At 74.1% G+C, this 21717-nt stretch carries 15 protein-coding genes; 3 read left to right on the forward strand and 12 right to left on the reverse strand.

Annotation, left to right across the window (positions count from 1 at the left end; all coding sequences use genetic code 11):
- Positions 1-85: 85 nt before the first annotated feature.
- The 6 genes from guaA to ACFRMQ_RS18480 all read right to left on the reverse strand — a co-directional run bounded on the left by guaA (position 86) and on the right by ACFRMQ_RS18480 (position 11404).
- On the reverse strand, positions 86-1681 hold the full coding sequence (gene guaA / locus ACFRMQ_RS18455; RefSeq protein ID WP_380731523.1) for a glutamine-hydrolyzing GMP synthase: 1596 nt from the start codon (positions 1679-1681) through the stop codon (positions 86-88).
- Positions 1682-2683: 1002 nt separating this feature from the next.
- Entirely contained in the window at positions 2684-4597 is a 1914-nt protein-coding gene (locus ACFRMQ_RS18460; RefSeq protein ID WP_380731524.1) for a PT domain-containing protein, read from the reverse strand.
- Positions 4598-4712: 115 nt separating this feature from the next.
- Positions 4713-6503, reverse strand: a complete 1791-nt coding sequence (locus tag ACFRMQ_RS18465) for a GMC oxidoreductase (protein ID WP_380731525.1) — start codon at positions 6501-6503, stop codon at positions 4713-4715.
- A 130-nt stretch (positions 6504-6633) separates the two neighbouring features.
- Positions 6634-8265: a succinic semialdehyde dehydrogenase gene (locus ACFRMQ_RS18470; RefSeq protein ID WP_380731526.1), complete on the reverse strand. Its 1632-nt coding sequence runs from the start codon at positions 8263-8265 to the stop codon at positions 6634-6636.
- A 104-nt stretch (positions 8266-8369) separates the two neighbouring features.
- Complete coding sequence (locus ACFRMQ_RS18475; protein WP_380731527.1) at positions 8370-10124, reverse strand: protein kinase; 1755 nt, start codon at positions 10122-10124, stop codon at positions 8370-8372.
- A gap of 161 nt (positions 10125-10285) precedes the next feature.
- Positions 10286-11404 (reverse strand): protein kinase, encoded by a 1119-nt coding sequence (locus tag ACFRMQ_RS18480; protein ID WP_380731528.1) that lies wholly within the window; start codon positions 11402-11404, stop codon positions 10286-10288.
- A 57-nt stretch (positions 11405-11461) separates the two neighbouring features.
- Between ACFRMQ_RS18480 and ACFRMQ_RS18485 the strand changes: the two genes are divergently transcribed.
- Positions 11462-12013, forward strand: coding sequence for an SHOCT domain-containing protein (locus tag ACFRMQ_RS18485; protein ID WP_380731529.1), 552 nt, complete (start codon positions 11462-11464; stop codon positions 12011-12013).
- 18 nt (positions 12014-12031) lie between these two features.
- Here the strand turns inward: ACFRMQ_RS18485 and ACFRMQ_RS18490 are convergent, their stop codons facing one another.
- Complete coding sequence (locus tag ACFRMQ_RS18490) at positions 12032-13990, reverse strand: protein kinase (RefSeq protein ID WP_380731530.1); 1959 nt, start codon at positions 13988-13990, stop codon at positions 12032-12034.
- 252 nt (positions 13991-14242) lie between these two features.
- Here ACFRMQ_RS18490 and ACFRMQ_RS18495 point away from each other — a divergent pair, with 252 nt between their 5' ends.
- On the forward strand, positions 14243-14806 hold the full coding sequence (locus ACFRMQ_RS18495; protein ID WP_380731531.1) for a hypothetical protein: 564 nt from the start codon (positions 14243-14245) through the stop codon (positions 14804-14806).
- Positions 14807-14888: 82 nt separating this feature from the next.
- On the opposite strand, the gene ACFRMQ_RS18500 is transcribed toward ACFRMQ_RS18495, so the two are convergent.
- From ACFRMQ_RS18500 to ACFRMQ_RS18515, 4 genes are all read right to left on the reverse strand, one after another.
- Positions 14889-16016: a GuaB3 family IMP dehydrogenase-related protein gene (locus ACFRMQ_RS18500; protein WP_380649231.1), complete on the reverse strand. Its 1128-nt coding sequence runs from the start codon at positions 16014-16016 to the stop codon at positions 14889-14891.
- 147 nt (positions 16017-16163) lie between these two features.
- Entirely contained in the window at positions 16164-17666 is a 1503-nt protein-coding gene (gene guaB / locus ACFRMQ_RS18505; RefSeq protein ID WP_380699640.1) for an IMP dehydrogenase, read from the reverse strand.
- Positions 17667-17936: 270 nt separating this feature from the next.
- A complete protein-coding gene (locus ACFRMQ_RS18510) occupies positions 17937-18650 on the reverse strand; it encodes a sigma-70 family RNA polymerase sigma factor (RefSeq protein ID WP_380731532.1) in 714 nt (237 codons plus the stop codon).
- A gap of 338 nt (positions 18651-18988) precedes the next feature.
- Positions 18989-19600 carry a response regulator transcription factor gene (locus ACFRMQ_RS18515; protein ID WP_014136228.1) on the reverse strand — a complete coding sequence of 204 codons (612 nt, stop codon included), beginning with the start codon at positions 19598-19600 and terminating at the stop codon, positions 18989-18991.
- Positions 19601-20165: 565 nt separating this feature from the next.
- Here ACFRMQ_RS18515 and ACFRMQ_RS18520 point away from each other — a divergent pair.
- Positions 20166-20492 (forward strand): WhiB family transcriptional regulator, encoded by a 327-nt coding sequence (locus ACFRMQ_RS18520; RefSeq protein WP_350735776.1) that lies wholly within the window; start codon positions 20166-20168, stop codon positions 20490-20492.
- Positions 20493-20612: 120 nt separating this feature from the next.
- Here the strand turns inward: ACFRMQ_RS18520 and ACFRMQ_RS18525 are convergent, their stop codons facing one another.
- Complete coding sequence (locus ACFRMQ_RS18525) at positions 20613-21611, reverse strand: LysR family transcriptional regulator (protein ID WP_380731533.1); 999 nt, start codon at positions 21609-21611, stop codon at positions 20613-20615.
- Positions 21612-21717: the final 106 nt, after the last annotated feature.

Raw genomic sequence — 21717 nt, forward strand, 5'->3', positions numbered from 1 at the left:
GCTCCCTCCACTACGGGAACGACGGCGCGGCCGTTCAGGCTTCGGCCTCAGTGCGAAATCACGCCACGGCGGCCGGCGGGAGCGGTCACTCCCACTCGATGGTGCCCGGCGGCTTGCTGGTGACGTCGACGACGACGCGGTTCACGTCGCGGACCTCGTTGGTGATCCGGGTGGAGATCTTCGCCAGCACGTCGTACGGCAGGCGCGACCAGTCGGCGGTCATGGCGTCCTCGGACGAGACCGGGCGCAGCACGATCGGGTGGCCGTAGGTGCGGCCGTCACCCTGCACGCCCACGCTGCGGACGTCGGCGAGCAGCACGACCGGGCACTGCCAGATCTCGCGGTCCAGACCGGCCGCGGTCAGCTCCTCGCGGGCGATCGCGTCGGCGTCGCGGAGCAGGTCCAGGCGCTCCTTGGTGACCTCGCCGACGATCCGGATGCCCAGGCCCGGGCCCGGGAACGGCTGGCGCTGGACGATCTCGTCCGGCAGGCCGAGCTCCTGGCCGACCATCCGGACCTCGTCCTTGAACAGCTTGCGCAGCGGCTCGACCAGCTGGAACTGGAGGTCCTCGGGCAGGCCGCCGACGTTGTGGTGGGACTTGATGTTGGCGGTGCCCTCGCCGCCGCCGGACTCCACCACGTCCGGGTACAGGGTGCCCTGGACCAGGAAGTCGACCGACTCGCCGTGCTCGCCGGCCTCGGCGACGATCTCGGCCTGGGCCTGCTCGAACACGCGGATGAACTCGCGGCCGATGATCTTGCGCTTCTGCTCCGGGTCGGAGACGCCCTTCAGCGCGTTCAGGAAGCGCTCGGAGGCGTCGACGACCTTCAGCTGGACGCCGGTGGCGGCCACGAAGTCCTTCTCGACCTGCTCGGTCTCGCCCTTGCGCATCAGGCCGTGGTCGACGTAGACGCAGGTCAGCCGGTCGCCGATGGCCTTGTTGACCAGAGCGGCCGCCACCGCGGAGTCCACGCCGCCGGACAGGCCGCAGACCGCGCGCTTGTCGCCGACCTGCTCGCGGATCAGGGCGATCTGCTCCTCGACCACGCTGCCGGTGGTCCAGGTCGGCGCGATGCCGGCGCCACGGTAGAGGAAGTGCTCCAGGATCTGCTGGCCGTGGTCGGAGTGCAGCACCTCGGGGTGGTACTGGACGCCGTACAGCCGGGCCTCGTCGTTCTCGAACGCCGCGACCGGGACCAGGTCGGTGGAGGCGGTGACGCTGAAGCCCTCCGGGGCGGCGGAGCAGGCGTCGCCGTGCGACATCCACACCGAGTGCTGCGCCGGGACGCCCTCGAACAGGGTGGAGCCGGGGCGGGAGACGGTCAGCGGGGTGCGGCCGTACTCGCGGGCGCCGTTGTTGTCGACGGTGCCGCCGAGGCTCTTCGCCATCAGCTGGAAGCCGTAGCACATGCCGAAGACCGGGACACCGGCCTCGAAGACCGCGCGGTCGATCTGCGGCGCGCCCTCTTCGTAGACCGACGACGGACCGCCGGAGAGGATGATCGCCTTGGGGTTCTTGGCGAGCATCTCGGCGACCGGCATGCTGCTCGGCACGATCTCGCTGTAGACCCGCGCCTCACGCACCCGACGGGCGATGAGCTGGGCGTACTGGGCGCCGAAGTCGACCACCAGTACGGGGTCGTTGTCCGGCGCGGACTGGACGGGAATTGCAGAGGACACGGACGGCCTTCCGGCAGCGGTAACGAGGTGTCGCGCGTGGCCGCCTCCCTGGCGGGGGGCTGCGGCGGCGGACGGTGTGGGGTGTCTGAACACCGATTCTACCGGGCTGTCCGGTTTCACTCGTCTGCACGTCCAACGGACCGTGACCGCGCGGGGCGGCGGTTCGTTGCTTCTGACGAACGTACGGCCTCGCCGCGTCCGCCAGACACGCCGAACCGCCCCCGCGGGGGCACCGCCGTACGGCAGCAGGACCACGCGTGGAGCTCCACCCCAGTCCACCGGCGCACGTGGCGCCGCCGCCCGGCCCGCCGGGCGCGCGGCTCCGTGGGACCGTGCGCGGGTGCCGCGGCCGGCCAGCAGGGGACAGCGACCCCGGCCGCGACTGGGCCGAGTGGTGGGACGGCCGGGGTCCGGGGACGCCCGGGGCCGGCCGTCGCACCCCCGGTCCGATCCGGTGCACGCCCCGGCGCACTCCCCCGTCCCGCCCGCGCCGCTACGCGTGTCCCCGTGCGCCGCAACCATTCGAGCCACTACGCACCGTGATCATCGACGGCGGCCCCGACGGCAAATGCTCTGTGCCGAACTGCGCCGAACCGGTTGCAGAGCGAGCCCTTCGTCCAGCACGATGCTCGTTGTAAGCGGTACTCCCGGCGCCTCGCGGCCCACCGAGGAGTCCCGCGACGATGTCTCCGCAACCGTGCCGCAGGGAGACGGCAGCGGTTTCAGTTCACGCTCCGTGAGCGCAGGACCGGCGCAGACCTACGCGCCGACCCGCTCCGCGCGGGCGTGCGCGCCCCGCGCGGCCGGCCACCCACGCCGGAGCCGCACGGCGCACGGCGCGGCACGTCGCACCCGAAGCCAACCGACACGACGGCGCTCCTCCCCCCGGCGCCGTCACCCCAGCACCGGCGCGGCCCTGACGCCGGTGCTGACCGACAAAGGGCCCCGTTCCCCCGCGGGGCCCTTTGCCCTGTCCGGGCCGCGGCGGTCCCGGGGACGTGATCAGGGGTGCTCGCGCCAGACGCTCGGGTCGACCGGTTCCTGTTCCGGGGGCGGCGGCACCGCACCCGGCGCCCGCGTCCCACCCGCCGGAGCGGCCGGCTGAGCGGTCGGCTGAGCGGTCGGCTGAGCGGTCGGCTGAGCGGTCGGCGCCCGGTGCGATTCGAGCACCTCGCCCACCTCACCCACCTCGCCCACGCCGCTCCCGGCGCCGTACGGCGCGCCCCCCGGCGGACCGCCCCGCGCCGGCACACCCCGCGCCGGCGTCGCGTACGGCACCTGCGGCGGCACCTGCGGGTACCCCCCGGTGCGACCGGCCCCGGCGTCCTCCGGCCCGGCGGCCCCGGCCGCGACGCCCCGGGCCGCCGCGAACGGCGACTCGGCGTACGGCACGGCGGTGTGCGGCGCGCCCACGCCCCGGCCCCGGACGGCCGCCAGCAGCGGCGGCACCAGCACCGCGCCGACCAGCGCCCAGACCAGGTTGGCCAGCAGCAAGCTGACGAACACCAGCCCGGCCGAGGTTTCCTGGGACGCGTCCACCCGGTCCGACCCGGGCCAGCCCGGCATCGACATCGTCCTGGTCATCCGCGCACCGGCCACCGCCGTCAGCGCGGTGAGCACCGCGGCGTACACGACCGCCAGCCGGAGCCGGTCGGCCGCGTCCAGCCGCCGCCGGTACGCCGCCCAGCCCAGCAGGCCGGCCGCGGCGAGCGCCAGCAGGCCGCTCCAGCGCCAGTCGGCGGTCACGTCCCGCAGGTCGAAGAACGAGATCTCCAGGCCACTGTCGCCGTCGCCCCAGCTCGTGTCCTGGTCGGACATCCCGAAGCGCACCCGCCAGGTCGCCCCCGAGCCGAACCCGAGCAGGAGCAGGCCCAGATTGGGCAGGAAGGCGAGCGAGAGCACCGTCTCCACGCCGTCCTCGCCATTCGCCGCGATCAGCACGAAGGCCGCCAGCGCGCCCAGGCCGACCGAGAGCGCCAGCGCCTGGCCCGCGGTCAGCGCGGCCACCGCCCAGCCGCGCACCGCCCGGCTGCGCCAGGCCGCCCAGCGCAGGGCGTCGGTGCCGTAGACGGTGAAGGCCAGCGCGGCGGCCAGCAGGGCGGTCCACCCGACCGCCTCGATCCAGCCCGAGTCCGCGCCGAAGCTCACGCCGGAGCCCGGGAGCGGGTAGCCGGCGTCGAGGCCGAACCGGGGCTCCGACTGCCAGGTCGTCCCTCCGGCCAGTCCGAGCAGCAGCGCCACCCCCGCCAGCACCACGGCGGTGCGCAGCGCCTCGCCACCGGCCTGGGCCCGGGTCAGCTGGGCGCCGGCCGCCTTGCGCCGACGGACCCCGGCCCGCAGGCCGAGCCAGAGCGCCAGCGACCAGAGCAGGGTGACGGTCATCGGCAGCACCCGGAACGCCAGCTCCAGGTCGGCCTGGCTGCCGAGCCTGGACATCGAGTGCCCGACCAGCCGGAACGGCGCGCCGAACGCGTTCAGCGTCATCGCCAGCGCCGTGCCGAAACGGTCGCCGAAGCCGGGTGAGGCGACGAACGTGTCGTAGTCGTAGTCGCTCGGGACGGCCGTGATCAGCGCCGTCAGGAGCAGCACGGCAGTCGGGGCGACCGCGGCCCGGAGCGCCGGGCGCCAGTCCGATCCGGTCAGCCAGCGCATCACCGGCGAGGGCCCGGCCGACGGGGCGTACGGCTTCCCGCCGCCCCAGTCGCCCACCGCGGGCGGCCCGGCGACGGGCGGGTGGCCCGGGCCGGGCGGCGGCAGGTGCCCGGGCGGAGCGGACGGCGGCGGAGGCGGCAGGTGCCCGGGCGGAGCCGACGGCGGCGGAGGCAGCGGAGGCGGCGGGGTCAGCGGCCGCCCGCACGAACCGCAGGCCGCCGCTCCCTCCTCCGGAGTCTCCCCGCACGACGTGCAGTCGGCCATGCCCGCGTTCCCCCCGCTCGACGAGTCCCTGGCGCCCAGGGAGCCCGTTTATCCCATCGGATCGAACGGCTGTCAACCGGGAACCGGGGCCACCGGATCGGCCGGTCGGCCGGGCTCAGCCGCGCTTCTTCGGGACCTCCGGGACCGGCAGCAGCGGCAGCCGGAGCGCGCCGAACGCGCCTTCCGGCACGGCCGGCCGCACCGGCGCCACCGCCGCGACCCGCCGGTACCCCTCGTCCTGCGCCGGGCGCCGGTCCGCCTCCCCCTTGTTCGGCCACATCGACATGGCGCGCTCGGCCTGCGCGGTGATGGTGAGCGAGGGGTTGACGCCCAGGTTGGCCGAGACGGCCGAGCCGTCCACCACGCTGATCCCGGGGTACCCGTACAGCCGGTGGTACGGGTCCACCACCCCGGTCTCGGGGGCGTCGCCGATCGGGCAGCCGCCGAGGAAGTGCGCCGTCATCGGGATGTCGAAGATCTCGCCGACGGTGCTGCCCGCGAAGCCGTTGATCTCGTCGGCCAGCGCCTGGGCTCCCTTCTCCGCGGCCGGGATCCAGGTCGGGTTGGGGGCGCCGTGGCCCTGGGCGGAGGTGAGCCGCGGCTTGCCCAGCGGGCCCTTCTTCAGCGAGACGGTGATCGAGTTGTCCAGCGACTGCATCACCAGGCCGATGATCGTCTTCTCGGACCAGCGGTGCTGGTTCATCGAGCGGACGAAGTTCACCGGGTGGATCGCCGAGGTGCCCAGGTAGCGCAGCCAGCGCGGGCCCTTGCCGCCGCCCTTGACCTGAGCGATGGACAGCGCGCCCATCGCGTTGGAGCCCTTGCCGTAGCGGACCGGCTCGATGTGGGTGTTGGCGTCCGGGTGGATCGAGGAGGTGATCGCCACGCCCTTGGTGAAGTCCGCCCGGGTGCCGTAGCGCCGGTCGGTGGTCTGCGCGCCGACCAGCGCCTCGGAGTTGGTGCGGGTCAGCTCGCCCAGCCGGGCCGAGATCCGGGGCAGGTGGCCGGCGTCCCGCATCCGGTGCAGCAGCGACTGGGTGCCGTAGGTGCCGGCCGCGACGACCACCCGGGCGGCGGTGATGGTCCGCGCGCCCGCCTTGACCCGGTCGGTCCTCGACCGGGAGTCGGTGCGGCGCACGTCCACGGCGTAGCCGCCGCCGGCCTCCCGGATCCGGGCGACGGTGGTGAGCGGGTGGATCTCCGCGCCCCCCGCCTCGGCCAGGTGCAGGTAGTTCTCGGTGAGCGTGTTCTTGGCGCCGTGCCGGCAGCCGGTCATGCACTCGCCGCACTCCACGCAGGCCTTGCGGGCCGGGCCGGCGCCGCCGAAGTACGGGTCGGCGACCTCCTCGCCGGGCGCGCCCCCGGCCGTGCCGTCGGTGTCCTCGCCGTCCCCGAAGAAGACCCCGACCGGCGCCATGTGGAAGGTGTCTCCGACGCCCATCCGCTCGGCGGCCGCCTTGAGGTGGACGTCGGAGGGGGTGACGGTCGGGTTGAGCCGGACCCCGAGCATCCGCTGCGCCTGGTCGTAGAACGGCGCCAACTCCTGCTGCCAGTCGGTGATGTGGCGCCACTGCCGGTCCTCGAAGAAGGCCTTCGGCGGCACGTACAGGGTGTTGGCGTAGTTCAGCGAACCGCCGCCGACCCCGGCGCCGGCCAGGATCAGCACGTTGGCCAGCAGGTGGATGCGCTGGATGCCGTACAGCCCGAGCCGCGGCGCCCACAGGTAGTTCGACAGGTCCCAGGAGTTCCGGGGCAGTTCGTCCCGTTCGAAGCGCCGCCCGGCCTCCAGGACGGCGACCCGGTAGCCCTTCTCGGTCAGCCGCAGGGCCGCGACCGAACCGCCGAATCCGGACCCGACCACCACCACGTCGTAGTCGAACTCCGCCGCGCCGTCGGACTCCGCCATCTGCCACCGCTCCTTCGCCGGATGAACCTGCCTGTGGGTACCGCGAGTCGGGCCCCGCCGGAGGGCGGGGCCCCGCGTGCCGCCGGGGTCCGGCCCGGGGCTCCGAGCCGTGGGACCGGCCGGCCGGGACCTACTTGAAGCGCAGCGCCTTGAGCGCCCGCAGCCCGCCGGTCATCAGGGCGGCGAACTGCTTGTCGTCCAGGCCGAACGAGGGCGCGATCGGCATCAGCCGCTGGGTCGCGATGGTCTGCGCCTCGGTGAAGCGCAGGATGCCCTCGGCCCCGTGCCGCCGGCCCAGCCCGGAGTCGCCCATGCCGCCCATCGGCGCGCCGACCGAACCGTAGGTGGCGGCGTACGCCTCGTTGACGTTGACCGTGCCGGTGCGCAGCCGGGCCGCCACCGTCCGGCCGCGCCGCTGGTCCCTGGTCCAGACGCTGGAGTTCAGGCCGTACGGCGTGGAGTTGGCGGCGGCCACCGCCTCCTCCTCGGTGTCGAAGCGGTAGACGGAGACGACCGGGCCGAAGGTCTCCTCGGCACAGACCGCCATCTCCGGGGTGACGCCGTCCAGGATGGTCGGCTCGTAGAAGAACGGGCCGAGGTCCGGCCGGGCGCGCCCGCCGGCCACCACGGTGGCGCCCGCCTTGACCGCCTCCTCGACGTGCCGGCCGGTGGTCTCCAGCTGGCGGACGGAGACCAGCGAGCCCATGTCGGCGCCGTAGGCGAGGCCGCCGCCGAGGCGGAGCGCCCGGGTGCGGGCGGCGAAGCGCTCCAGGAACTCGTCGGCCACCGAGCGGTGCACCAGCAGCCGCTCGATCGAGATGCACAGCTGTCCGGCGGAGGAGAAGCAGGCCCGGACGGCACCCTCGGCGGCCGCGTCGAGGTCGGCGTCGGCGAGCACCAGCATGGCGTTCTTGCCGCCGAGTTCGAGCGAGGCGCCGATCAGCCGGGCGGCGGCCCGCTGGGCGACGTCGCGGCCGGTGCGGGTGGAGCCGGTGAACGAGACGTAGTCGGCGTGCTCCACCACGGCGGGGCCGATCACCGGGCCGTCGCCGATCACGACCTGCCACAGGTCGGCCGGCAGTCCGGCCTCGACCAGCAGGTCCCGGGCCCACAGCGCGGTCAGCGCGGTCTGGGTGTCGGGCTTGTTGACCACCGCGTTGCCGGCCACGAAGGCGGGCAGGGCGTCGCCGACGGACAGCTCCAGCGGGTAGTTCCACGGCGAGATGTGGCCGATCACGCCCTTGGGCCGGCGGGCCTCGACGGCGTGGGTGAGCACCGGCAGCGCGCCGCCGCGCCGCTTGTCCCTGAGGTACCCGTGCGCGGCCCGCCCGTAGTGCCGGGCGGCCATGGCGACGGCCGCCACCTCCTCGAAGGCGTGCAGCCGGGCCTTGCCGGTCTCCGCCTGGATGACGTCCAGCACCTCGTCCTGCCGCTTGAGCAGCAGGTCGTGGAAGCGCAGCAGGACGGCGGCGCGACGGCGCACCGGCAGCGCGGCCCAGGCCGGCTGGGCGCGGCGGGCCAGCTGGAAGGCGACCTCGACGTCGGCCGGGGTGGACTGCGGGAGGCTGGCCAGCCGTTCACCGGTCAGCGGGGCGACGGTCTCCACCAGGTCGGGCTCACCGGTGGCGGTGACACCGGCGACCAGCCTGGCGACCAGGGACGGCGGGACGGCCGTCGCGACGGTCCGCCCGCCGCCGGGGGCGGCCGGGTTGCCGGCGCCGGGGTGTCCGGTGGCCACTGCGTCTGCTGTGAGGTCCGACATACGGCGCAGCCTAGGCGTTCGGCGGCCGGTCCGGTACCCGTCGGTAACAAGAATCTGCCGCAGTCGGGTGAAAGCGGACTCGCGCCCGCGAGCGCGGGCGTCCGTCAGCGGGTCGGCGCGAAGTTGTTGAGCACCGCGTAGAAGCGCTGCTCGGCCTCGTTCCACTCGTTGCCCTTCTCCGGGCTGGACGAGTAGATCGCGTAGCTGGTGCCGTCCTGGCCGATGAACTCGGTCTCGATCGCGCGCCGGCGACCGCCCTCCTTGGCCAGGTAGCTGAACTCCCAGACCGCCGCCTCCTGGCCCTTCACCGCCGTGCCGGCCATCCGGTGCTGCTTGTAGTCCTTGAGGGACTTGGAGACGGTGGTCTCCATCTGCCGCATGTGCTCCAGCGGCTTGACCGACTGGCCGACGGTGACGGCGAACTGGAGGTAGTGCTGCTTGTTGTCGGGGGTGTAGAAGATCTGGTTGTCCCCGGAGCTGATCCGCTGCCAGGGCGGGGTCCCGGTGGGCAGCGGGAAGCGGAAGCCGGCCGGGTCGTCGACCCAGCGGTAGCCGCTGGGCGGCGGCGCCGCGGCACCGGCGTCGCCGGAGGGCTCGCCGGTGGGCGCCGGTCCGGTGGTCTCGGCGGATCCGGTCGGTATCGGGTCGTCGATGGCGCCGCCGCCGTTGTGCACCGCGCTCCGGGTGGCGAAGAAGGTGCCCGCGGCGGCCAGCAGGCCGACGGCCGCCGCGATGCCGACGATCTTCAGCAGGTTGCGGCGCTTGGCCGGTCCGCGCGCGGGCGTGACGGGGTGCGCCACCGGCGCGACCGGCTCGGTGGGCGCCTGGGCGGTGGTCCGAGCGCCCCCGGAGGTGTCCTGGACGGCGGGAACGGCCGCGGACGCCTGCGGCTCGGTCGGCTCCTCGGCCCCCGAGGCCGGCTCCGCGGCGGCCTCCTCGGGAGCCTCGCTGCGGTCCACCACCGGCACCGACTGGGTGGGCATGCGCACCGGCGCGACCGTCTTGAGGCCCATCGTGTGCCCGGCCCGCACCTCGGCCAGCATCCGGGCCGCCTCGTCCGCGGTCGGCCGCTCGGCCGGGTCCTTCGCCATCAGCGCGGACAGCACCGGCCCCAGCGGCCCGGCCCGCCGCGGCTCCGGCAGCGGCTCGTCCACCACCGCGGCGAGCGTGGTGATCGGCGAGTCCCGGCGGAACGGCGACTGGCCCTCGACCGCCGCGTACAGCGTCGCCCCGAGGCCCCACAGGTCGGAGGCCGGCCCGGGCCGCTCGCCCTGGGCGCGCTCCGGTGCCAGGTAGTCCGGCGAGCCGACCAGGTCGCCCGGCCGGGTCAGCTCGGTCGAGCCCTCGTACTTGGCGATCCCGAAGTCCAGCAGCACCACCCGTCCGGTGCCCCGCTCCAGCAGCACGTTGGCGGGCTTCACGTCCCGGTGCAGCACGCCCAGCTGATGGCCGCGGTGCAGCGCGGCCAGCACCTGGCCGCCGACCTCGGCGGCGGCGCGCGGCTGCAGGGTGCCGTCCTGGCTGATCACGTCGGCCAGCGAGCGGCCGTCGACCAGCTCCATCACGATCCACGGCCGGCCGTCCTGCTCCAGCACGTCGTGCACGGTGATCACGCCGGGGTGCTTGATCCGCGCGGCCGCGCTGGCCTCGCGCTTCATCCGGGTGTGCAGGATCTGCAGGTCCTCCTCGGGCAGGTGGTTGACGGTCAGCTCCTTGACCGCGACCTCGCGGTCGAGCATCCGGTCCCAGGCCCGCCAGACCGTGCCCATGCCGCCCCGGCCGAGCCGCTCGCCGAGCTCGTACCGCCCGGCCAGCAACCGCTCCGCCTCGGCCGCCTCCGGCCCGTCCTGCACGCCCATCTGCGCCCGCTCCCCCACACATTCCGCCTGCCGCCACCGTGACGGAGGGCCTGGTGCAGACCACTGTTCGAACAAATCCCACGCACACATTAGGCGCACCTTGCCGCCCCCGGTAATCACGCCCACCCCCTGGACCTGAAGACCGGAATCCGCACGGGCCGTCAGCCCGCGAACAGCACCACTGCGGCAATTCCCGACACGAGCAGCACAAACACTCCGCCCACCAGTAGCGGACCCAATAGGGCGGGGGGTATCCGCGGCGGTTTCGCCGCCTTCCCCGCCCCGAAGTCCCCGCCGTCCCCGCCCTTTCGGGCACTCCTTCCCGCACGGGGACGCACCGCCCCGCGGCCGCGCCCGCGCACCCTCCCCGGCGCCTCCGGCCCCTCGGTGTTCCGGACGTACTCCAGCCGCTCCTCGTCGACCGGCTCCGGTGCCCCCGCCAGCAGCTCCGCCAGCTCCCCGCGCACCGCCTCCGCCGTCGGCCGCCGCACCGGATCGGGCTGCAGCAGACGCTCCACCAGCGGCGCGAGCGGCCCGCACACCACCGCGGGCTCGCGTCGCCCGTCCCGGACGGCCGTCACCAGCTCCGGCACGTCCCGCTCCGGGTACGGCGAGCGGCCGGTGACCAGCCGATGCGCCAGCGCCCCGAGCGCCCAGCAGTCGCCCGCCGGGCCGCCGTCCAGCGGCCAGCGCTCCGCCACCGGGCCGACCAGGGTGGCCCGCACCTCGTACCGGCGCCGCCCGGCCGGCCCGCCGAGGTCCTCGGCCAGCGCCTCCTGCGCCACCCCGGCGAGCAGCCCGCCGAGCATCGCCGCGCCGTCCTCGCAGACCAGCACCGACTCCGCGGTCAGGTTGCCGTGGGTGAGTCCGGCCGCGTGCAGCGCCCGCAGCGCACCGGCCAGGTCCGCCGCCAACTCGGCCGCCCGGTACGGCGGCAGCGGCCCCTCGGCGAGCAGCTCGGCCACCGTCCGCCCGGCCGGCCGCTCCTCCACCGTCCACAGCAACTCGCCCTCGACGAACGCGCCGACCCCGCGCAACAGCCGCGGGTGGGCGGCCGGCGCGGCCGAACCGACCGCCGCCACCCGGCGCACCAGCCGGTCCGCCTGCGCCGCCGCGGCCTCCTCCGGGTCCTGGCCCGTCGTCAGCAGCCCCGGTAGCTCCAGGGCGCTCAGCAGCACCGATTCACCGGTCCGCTCGTCCACCGCCTGGGCGCGCAGCGGTTCGGGACGGTCCGTCAGCCGGTACCGCCCCGCCAGCAACTGCCCCGGGCCGCCTCGCATGCCAGTTCCTCTCGCTCGCCGAGCAGCCTACTGAGCGGCTCCCTTAGGCTCGGTCCCATGGACTGGACCGATCTGATCGACACCGCCCTCGACGCGGCAGGAAACCACGGCAAAGCAAACCAGGCCGAGGCCGTCCGCACCGTCCGGGCGACCGTGCTCGACGGCGAGGAGCCGGTCGCCTCCACCGCCGGTCGTCACCCCGACCACTTCCGCAAGGGCGTGCTCGTGCTGACCACCCACCGGCTGCTCTTCCTGAAGGACGGGAAGCCGCCGGTACCGGTTCCGCTCGCCGCCGTCACCGACGCCACCGTGACCCGCACCAAGCTCAACGGCGAAGTGCTCCTGGTGGTGGCGCTGACCGGCGCGCACCGCTTCGAGGACGTGGTCAAGGCCGAGTTCTTCGCCGAGCAGCTCCGGGCCGCCGCCCGGGCCGCCCGCGAGGCCGGGACGCCCGGACCCGCCACCGCCCCGGCCGAGGCCGCCATCGGCTCCGGCTCCGGCTCCGGCGAGCAACTGATCGGCCAGCTGGAGCGGTTGGCCGCCCTGCGCACCTCCGGCGCGCTCACCGAGGACGAGTTCACCCGCGCCAAGCAGCGCCTGATCGGCTGAACCCGTCGCCCCCGCACGTCAGGGCGCGGGCTGGAAGCTGCCGAAGACGACGTCCCGGACCGGGGCGTGCGCGGCCCACTCGGCGTCCGGGACGATCCAGTAGATCGAGTACCCGTACTTGGCCGGGGTCCCGGTCACGAAGCCGCGGTTGAGCGAGTGGGTCCGGGGCGTGCCGCTGGTCCACTCCCAGTCCGCCGCGTTGCTCCACTGCCGGTAGGTGATCGCCGCCAGGTTCACCCGCTGGTAGTTGGAGACCTGGGCGCGCAGCCCGGGTTCGGACTCCTCCCAGTCCGCGACCGCGCTCCCCTTGGGCGAGGTGGTCCACTCGATCCGCAGCTGACTGCCGTCGGCCGCGTTCTTGAAGATCCGCTTGGTGGCCTCCGACGCGGTCGGCTGCAGACCGTCCGGCAGCACGGCCGAGAAGCCGCTCGGGTCCTTGTACTCGTGGTACCCGGCCGGCACCGCCCCGGCCGGTGCGGGCGGCGCCGGCACCGGCGCGGCGGGCTCGGTGGCGGTCTGCGCGGGGGCGTCCGGCAGGGCGGGGGTCTGCTCGCCCGTCGGCGCCGGCCCGGCCGGCGTGGGCCCGGCCTGGGTCGGCTCCGGCACGGGCGCGCTCGCCGGGGCCTCCGCGCTCCCGCCGGACACCGGGTCCGTGGTCGCCACCACCGGGGTGGTGGCGTCCACGCTCAGGCCGGCCCCGGCGTTCGAGCCGTCGTCCCCGTTGCCGACCGCCTGGATCACCGCGACCACGCCCGCGATCAGCAGCAGCACCACGATCACGGTCGCGATGGCCAGCCGCCGCCGGCCGGTGCGCGGGTCGGCCCCGGCCGCCTGGGTCGCGCCCATCCTCCACTCGCTGGTCACCGGCCGGATCGGCTCCGCCGCCGGCTCGGCGGGAGGCTCCTTCGCGGGCTCCTCGCCCTGCGCCCGGCTGCCCACCCGGACCGTCCCCAGCAGCCCGCCCACGGACCGCTTGCGGCCGTCCTCCGGCCGCTTCGACGGCTCCGGCGTCTTCGCCGGCTCCGTCCGCCCGGACTCCGCCGGCGAGGGCTCCGCGACCGGCTCCGGGTCCTCGGCCGCCTTCTTCGCCGGCTTCACCGGCTTCACCGGCACCGCGTGCTCGGTGGTCGACTCGGCCCGCGCGGTCGCCTCCGCGACCACCCGCTTGAGCATCGACCGGGTCTGCGAGGCGTCCAGCCGCTCCGCCGGGTCCTTCGCCAGCAGCCCCTCGATCACCGGCAGCAGCGGCCCGGCGTTCACCGGGGAGGCCAGGTCCTCGGTCATCACCGCGGTCAGCGTGGCCAGGGCCGAGCCCCGGTCGTACGGCGGCCGTCCCTCGACCATCGCGTACAGCGTGCCGCCCAGCGACCACAGGTCGGCCGGCGGCCCGGGCTTCTGCCCGCGGGCCCGCTCCGGCGAGATGTACGAGGGCGCGCCGACCAGCATCCCGGTGGAGGTGACCGAGGCGTCGCCCTCCACGCTGGCGATGCCGAAGTCGGTGAGCACCACCCGGCCGTCGTCGCCGATGAGCACGTTGGAGGGCTTGACGTCCCGGTGCAGGATGCCCAGCGCGTGCGCCGCGCTGAGCACGCCCAGCACGTCCAGCGCGATCTCCGCCGCCCGGGCGGGCTCCAGCGGGCCGTCCTCGCGCACCACGTCGGCCAGCGAGCGGGACTCGACCAGCTCCATCACGATCCACGGCCGGTCGTCCTCGTCGACCACGTCGAAGACCGTCACCGCCGAGTTGTGCCGGATCCGCGCGGTCGCCTTGGCCTCGCGCAGCGTCCGGGTGATCAGCCGGTGCTTCTCCTCCTCGTCGACGCTGGCGTTCATCCGCAGTTCCTTGACCGCGACGGTCCGGCCCAGCATCTCGTCCTCGGCGCGCCAGACCGTGCCCATGCCGCCGCGCCCGAGCACGCCGTTCAGGCGGTAGCGGCCGGCCAGGAGGCGGCCGGTGGAACCCTTCGCCTGGGTCATTCGGAACGTTCCCCCATGTGCTGCCGGCGGTCGTGATGACGGCGCGTCGGCCCGATCTGGGTCCGAACGCCCAAGCCTCCATCATCCCCTGTCCGGAGGCCCCTCGACCACCCGCCCCCCGCACCGAGCCGGGACTAACCGGAACGGTTGCGGCGCTCCGTGCCCTATCTGTGATCGAAAACTCGCCAAGATCTGTCCGGGCCACTGCTACCGTTCGGCAGCTCATCGTCTTCCCGGGGGGATACGACGTCCATGACCGCACCCGCACCGGGCACTGACGGCCCGTCGGCCCGGCCGCACACCGCCCAGCACTACTCGGTCGCACCGGCCCCGGCCTCCCCCGAGGGCTACGTGGCCCCCGGCATGCCCGGTGCCCCGGTGGCCGGCTTCGAGCCCGCCGAGCCCGCGCCGCGGGCCACCCCCCGCCGCCGCACCGCGCCGGCCGTGGCGCTGGCCCTGTTCGCCATGCTGCTCGGCGGCCTGGCGTACGGCAGTGCCCCGCTGCGGGCGGCCGACAGCCTCGGCTGGCTGGCCATCGCCCCGGCCGGCATGGTCGCCCTCCCGCTCGGCCGGCTCGGCGGCCAGGGCCGCTTACTACCGCCGCTCGGCGCCCTCCTCGCGGCCGGAGCCCTGTTCCTCGGCCAGCTGGTGGAACACCTCCGCCGGGTGCACGCCGACGGCCCCGGCCCCGACGGCCTCCTGCACGACACCGTCGCCGCCTGGCGCGCCGACCTGCGGCCCCTCGACGCCGCCTTCTACGCCATCGCCCTGATCGGCGGATTCCTCCTCACCCGCCGCAGCGCCGACCGCGGTTGACCCCGGACCCGGCGGGGCCGCTCCTCCCCCGGAAAGCCCGAAGGCCCCCGCCGTCCGGCAGGGGCCTCCGTCGTCACGGACCTCAGCGGTGGTCGAGCGCCGGGTTGACGGTGACCTCGACCCGCTGGAACTCCTTGAGCTCCGTGTAGCCGGTGGTGGCCATCGCCCGCCGCAGCGCGCCGAACAGGTTCATGGTCCCGTCCGGGGTGTGCGACGGACCGGTCAGGATCTCCTCGGTGGTGCCGACCGTGCCGAGGTCCACCCGCTTGCCGCGCGGCAGCTCCTCGTGGACGGCCTCCATGCCCCAGTGGAAGCCCTTGCCCGGGGCGTCGGTCGCCCGGGCCAGCGCCGCACCGATCATCACCGCGTCGGCGCCGCAGGCGACCGCCTTCGGGATGTCGCCGCTGTAGCCGACACCGCCGTCCGCGATCACGTGCACGTAGCGGCCGCCGGACTCGTCCATGTAGTCCCGGCGGGCCGCCGCCACGTCCGCCACCGCGGTCGCCATCGGCACCTGGATGCCCAGGACGTTGCGGGTGGTGTGGGCCGCGCCGCCGCCGAAGCCGACCAGCACGCCGGCCGCGCCGGTCCGCATCAGGTGCAGGGCCGCGGTGTACGTGGCGCAGCCGCCGACGATCACCGGGACGTCCAGCTCGTAGATGAACTGCTTGAGGTTGAGCGGCTCGGCGGCGCTGGAGACGTGCTCGGCCGAGACGGTGGTGCCGCGGATGACGAAGACGTCGACGCCGGCGTCCACCACGGCCTTGGAGAACTCGGCGGTGCGCTGCGGCGACAGCGCGGCGGCGGTGACCACGCCGGAGTCGCGCACCTCCTGGATGCGCTGCTTGATCAGCTCGGCACGGATCGGGGCCGCGTAGATCTCCTGGAGCCGGCGGGTCGCGGTGGACTCGTCGGTGATCGCGGCGATCTCGTCCAGCAGCGGCTGCGGGTCCTCGTAGCGGGTCCACAGGCCTTCGAGGTTCAGCACGCCCAGACCGCCGAGGCGGCCGATCGCGATGGCCTGCTGCGGCGAGACCACGCTGTCCATCGGGGCGGCCAGGAACGGCAGCTCGAAGCGGTAGGCGTCGATCTGCCAGGCGATCGAGACCTCCTTCGGGTCGCGCGTACGACGGCTGGGGACGACGGCGATGTCGTCGAAGGCGTACGCCCGGCGGCCGCGCTTGCCTCGCCCGATCTCGATCTCAGTCACTTCGAGCCCTTCTGCTTTGTTGCTCATGCCTGCCGGGTCACCCCGGCCGCACCAGTATCCCGTACCCGTGCGGGTCCCGCCCCGACGGCCCACGGCCCCGACATGCGCGAAGGGCCCGCGACGGCGGGCCCTTCGGCGTTCATCGGGTCATCGGGACGAGTAGTTCGGCGCCTCGACGGTCATCTGGATGTCGTGCGGGTGGCTCTCCTTGAGGCCCGCCGAGGTGATCCGGACGAAACGGCCCTTGCTCTCCATCTCGGCGACGGTGGCGGCGCCGACGTAGCCCATGGTCTGGCGCAGACCGCCCACCAGCTGGTGCAGCACGGCCGACAGCGGGCCGCGGTAGGGCACCTGGCCCTCGATGCCCTCGGGGACGAGCTTGTCGTCCGAGGCCACCTCGGCCTGGAAGTAGCGGTCCTTGGAGTACGAGCGGCCCTGGCCGCGGGACTGCATGGCGCCCAGCGAGCCCATGCCGCGGTAGGACTTGAACTGCTTGCCGTTGATGAACATCAGCTCGCCCGGGGACTCCTCGCAGCCGGCCAGCAGCGAGCCCAGCATCACGGTGTCGGCACCGGCGGCCAGCGCCTTGCCGATGTCGCCCGAGTACTGGAGGCCACCGTCGCCGATGACCGGCACGCCGGCCGCCTGGCAGGCCACCGCGGCCTCGTAGATGGCGGTGATCTGCGGGACGCCGATGCCGGCGACCACGCGGGTGGTGCAGATGGAGCCGGGGCCGACGCCGACCTTGACGCCGTCCACGCCGGCGTCGATCAGCGCCTGGGCGCCGTCCCGGGTGGCCACGTTGCCGCCGACCACGTCGATCTTGACGGCCGACTTGATCTTCGCGATCCAGGCCAGCGCGTTGTGGCTGTGGCCGTGCGAGGTGTCCACCACCAGGAAGTCCGCACCGGCCTCGACCAGGGCCTGGGCCCGGTCGAACGCCTCGGCGCTGGCGCCGACGGCGGCGCCGACCAGCAGCCGGCCCTCGGCGTCCTTGGCGGCGTTCGGGTACTGCTCGGCCTTGACGAAGTCCTTGACGGTGATCAGGCCCTTGATCCGGCCCTCGTCGTCGACCAGCGGCAGCTTCTCGATCTTGTGGCGGCGCAGCAGCGCCATCGCGTCCACGCCCGAGATGCCGACCTTGCCGGTGATCAGCGGCATCGGGGTCATGATCTCGCGGACCTGGCGGCTGCGGTCCGACTCGAAGGCCATGTCGCGGTTGGTGACGATGCCGAGCAGCTTGCCCGCCTCGTCGGCGATCGGCACGCCGGAGATGCGGAACTTGGCGCACAGCGCGTCGGCCTCGGCCAGGGTGGTCTCCGGGCCGACGGTGATCGGGTCGGTGACCATGCCGGACTCGGAGCGCTTCACCAGGTCGACCTGGTTGGCCTGGTCCTCGACCGACAGGTTGCGGTGCAGCACGCCCACGCCGCCCTGGCGGGCCATCGCGATGGCCATCCGCGACTCGGTCACCTTGTCCATCGCCGCGGAGAGCAGCGGGATGTTGACGCGGACGTTCCGGGAGACCCGGGAGGAGGTGTCCACCTGGTTCGGCAGCACCTCGGAGGCCCCGGGCAGCAGCAGGACGTCGTCGTACGTGAGCCCGAGCATCGCGAACTTCTCGGGTACGCCTGCGGCGTTGTAAGACATTTGGGGGGTACCTTCCGTGGCCGGCCTAATCCGCTCACGCCCTGAGCCCTGAGGGTGGGGGCGCATTCATCGCTCACTCGCGCAGACCGCCGAAGCCGGGCGCGATGGGAGGATCCTCCAAGGGAACCCCGCGCGCACCCGTCAAACTTTGGCAACCCGCCCAGGCGCCGATACCCCATGGTACTGGCACCGCGAATGTGTCCTCGTGTGCCCTTGACAACACCCCCTCCCCATGGGCCATTCCCGTGGCCGACGGCGGGAGGGCGTGGATCAGGAGGACTCCTCCGCGAGCGCCCGCAGCCGACTGAGCGCCCGGTGCTGGGCGACCCGGACGGCACCGGGTGACATCCCGAGCACCTCGCCCGTCTCCTCCGCCGACAGCCCGGCGGCCACCCGCAGCAGCACCAGCTCGCGCTGACGGGCCGGCAGGTTGGAGAGCAGTTCCTTCGCCCAGGCCGCGTCGCTGCTCAGCAGTGCCCGCTCCTCCGGGCCGAGCGCCTCGTCCGGCACCTCCGGCAGGTCGTCCTGCGGCACGACGGTCGAACCGGGCCCGCGCATCGCGGCCCGCTGGAGATCGGCGATCTTGTGCGCGGCGATCCCGTACACGAAGGCCTCGAACGGACGCCCCTGGTCCTTGTACCGGGGCAGCGCGCAGAGCACCGCGACGCAGACCTCCTGCGCGACGTCGTCCACGTGGTGCCGGGCCCCGCCGGGCAGCCGGGCCAGTTTGGCGCGGCAGTAGCGCAGCGCCAGCGGGTGGACGTAGGCGAGCAGCGCGTCGATCGCCGGGCCCTCGCCGCGCACCGCGGCCGCGACCAGCTCGCCCACCAGCGGCGAGCCGCCCGTGCCGAGCACCGGAGGCCTTCCCGGCCCGGCCGGGGCGGAGCCGCCGGGATCGGCGTACGACGGGTCGTGGCCCGGACCGGAGGGCTCGGCCTCCACCGGGTCCACCTGGCCGGCCGCACCGGCGACGTCGTCGCGCATCGGTCCATGGTGCCTGGTCGCGCGGGAAAACGCGGCACCGCGTCCGGAGTTGTGCACCGGAACGTTATGCGCTGCGGCACCGTACGGCGCGCCGCGCACCACCGGCCCCTCCTGCACCGTGCCGCCTCCCGCCCCGCCGCCGTCGGTGGTGGTCCCGTCCGTCGCGCCGTCCGCCGAGTGTCCTGCGGCTGCGTGGTTCGCCGCAGTGCCTGTCCGCTGGTCCCCGAGGTGCTCCACTCCTCCATGGTGCAACCTCGGGACCGTAACGTCACACGCCCGTGCGGCGCCCGTTCCGGGAACCCCCGACGGCGCGCCGCAGCCGGCGGCGCCGGCGATGGTCAGCGGACCAGGCCCCAGCGGAAGCCCAGCGCCACCGCGTGCGCCCGGTCGGAGGCCCCGAGCTTCTTGAACAGCCGTCGGGCGTGGGTCTTGACGGTGTCCTCGGACAGGAACAGCTCGCGCCCGATCTCGGCGTTGCTGCGGCCGTGGCTCATGCCCTCCAGCACCTGGATCTCACGCGCCGTCAACGTCGGCGCCGCACCCATGTCGGGGCTGCGCAGCCGGCGCGGGGCGAGCCGCCAGGTCGGGTCGGCGAGGGCCTGGGTGACGGTGGCCCGCAGTTCGGCGCGCGAGGCGTCCTTGTGCAGGTAGCCGCGGGCGCCCGCGGCCACCGCCAGCGCGACACCGTCGAGGTCCTCGGCGACGGTGAGCATGATGATCCGCGCGCCCGGGTCGGCGGACAGCAGCCGCCGGACCGTCTCGACCCCGCCGAGGCCGGGCATCCGGACGTCCATCAGAACGAGATCGGAGCGGTCGGCCACCCAGCGGCGGAGGACCTCCTCCCCGTTCGTCGCGGTGGTGACCCGGTCCACACCGGGTACGGTCGCGACCGCGCGGCGAAGCGCCTCGCGGGCGAGCGGGGAATCGTCGCAAACGAGAACGGAAGTCATGACCGTCGTCCTCCGCAGCTGATCCGCGTCACGTTGAGCCTCCTGGCTGGTACGAACCTCTCCGACACGGCCGATCGGCGACAGACTCCGTCCTGATCGCCCCAACTTGCCCGCGATCGTTCCCGACGTCCGGCGCCCGCTAACCGCCTCCGCACTTCCAACGACCGTCACTCGAATGAGTTACGGCCTTCAGGGCCATCTCCACCACTGTACGTGGCCAACCCATTACCGATCAGCCGCATCGCGGTGCACACGCCGCACTTTTGCGCAGCTCGCGCGCGGTCGGCGCACGACCCGCACACCGATTCGGCGCGGCGCGCGCCCCGGCGGCCACCCGTTTGCCACACCCGCGCCCGCCCGGAGCCCGCGCCCACTATGCCCTTTTTTATCGCTTTCGTATGGTCATTGACTGTTGTGCCAGTGTGTGGGTGACTTGTCCATGGAGTTGCCTTAAGTCATATTTCCAGGTGTCCACACCAGTGCATCGAAGCCCCGCCGCTCCGCTCGGCAGCAGTCCCCGCCGAACGCCCGGCCCACGGCCGACAGCCTCTGAAGGGAATGAGCCATGGCAGATTTCTCCCGCCTCCCCGGCCCCAACGCGGACCTCTGGGACTGGCAGCTCTCCGCGGCCTGCCGTGGTGTGGACAGCTCGCTCTTCTTCCACCCCGAGGGCGAGCGCGGGGCCGCGCGCAGTTCGCGCGAGGCCAGCGCCAAGGAGGTCTGCATGCGCTGCCCGGTGATCGCCGAGTGCGCGGCGCACGCGCTGGCGGTGCGGGAGCCGTACGGCGTCTGGGGCGGGATGACCGAGGACGAGCGCGAGGAGATGCTGGGGCGCTCGCGGCACCGGCTGGTCGAGGTCCCGCTGACCCCGCCGGCGGTCGCCCGGCGCTAGCCCCGTCTCCATGAGCGCGGTGAAGAAACGTTCCTTCGCTGCACTTCGGCCTGATCGCCGTCCGATCGGCTCGCCCCGCTCACCGTGAGCACCGGGCCACCGCGCCCCCGTCACCCACCGTCAGCGATCCCCGGCCGAGCCCGCCAGCCGCTCCAGCATCAGCGCGACGGCCGGCACCTCCGCCAGGTCCGGCAGGGTCAGCCCGACCACCTGGCGCACCGCGGGCACCCCGGAGGCCGTCCGCACCGGCACCGTCGACACGCCGTCAGGACGCACCGACTGCAGCGCCAGCCGCGGCAGCACCGCCACCCCCAGTCCGGCCGCCACCAGGCCGACCACCGCCGGGTAGTCGTCCGTCGCGAAGTCGATCCGCGGCTCGAAGCCCGCGCCGGCGCAGAGTTCCACCAGGTGCCCCCGGCACTGCGGACAGCCGGCGATCCACTGCTCCCGCGCCAGCTCGGCCAGCTCCACCGCCCCGCCCCTCCCGGCCAGCGGGTGGGCGGCGGGCAGCAGGCCCACCATCGGGTCGTCCAGCAGCGGGGTGACCACCAGGTCGGACCAGTCGGTCCCGGCGGTCAGCTGCTGCGCCTCCAGGTTGGCCTCGGCCCGGGCCTCGCGCGGCGTGCCGTGGCCGGGCGCCGGGAGCACGACCGCGCCGTCGGACTGCGGGTAGCGGAAGGCCAGCGCGATCTCGCACTCGCCGCCGCGCAGCATCGCCAGCGACTCCGGCGGCTCCGCCTCGACCAGCGACACGCGCACCCCCGGATGGCTGTCCCGCAGGCGGGCGACCGCGGGCGGCACCAGGGTGGAACTCGCGGTCGGGAAGGACACCAGCCGCACCCGCCCGGCCCGCAGCCCGGCGATCGCCGCCACCTCCTCCTCGGCGGCGGAGAGCCCGGCCAGGATTCCGGTGGCATGCTTGAGCAGGACCCGTCCGGCCTCGCTGAGCTGCATCCCGCGGCCCGAGCGGACCACCAGCGGGGTGTCCACGGACTTCTCCAGGGCCTTCATCTGCTGGCTGATGGCGGGCTGCGTACACCCCAGCTCACGGGCGGCGGCGGAGAAGGAGCCGGTGCGGGCGACGGCACGCAGGACGCGCAGATGGCGGGCCTCGATCATGCCTCAGTTATAAGGCAATCTTTGTATTCTGCAAAATTCTGCTGATAGTTGAAAACTCAAGATCACCAACGCCGGAGGCCCGGCCCGCCTCCCCGAGGGAGCGGAC

It is taken from the genome of Kitasatospora sp. NPDC056783, assembly GCF_042789895.1.
Taxonomy (GTDB): Bacteria; Actinomycetota; Actinomycetes; order Streptomycetales; family Streptomycetaceae; genus Kitasatospora.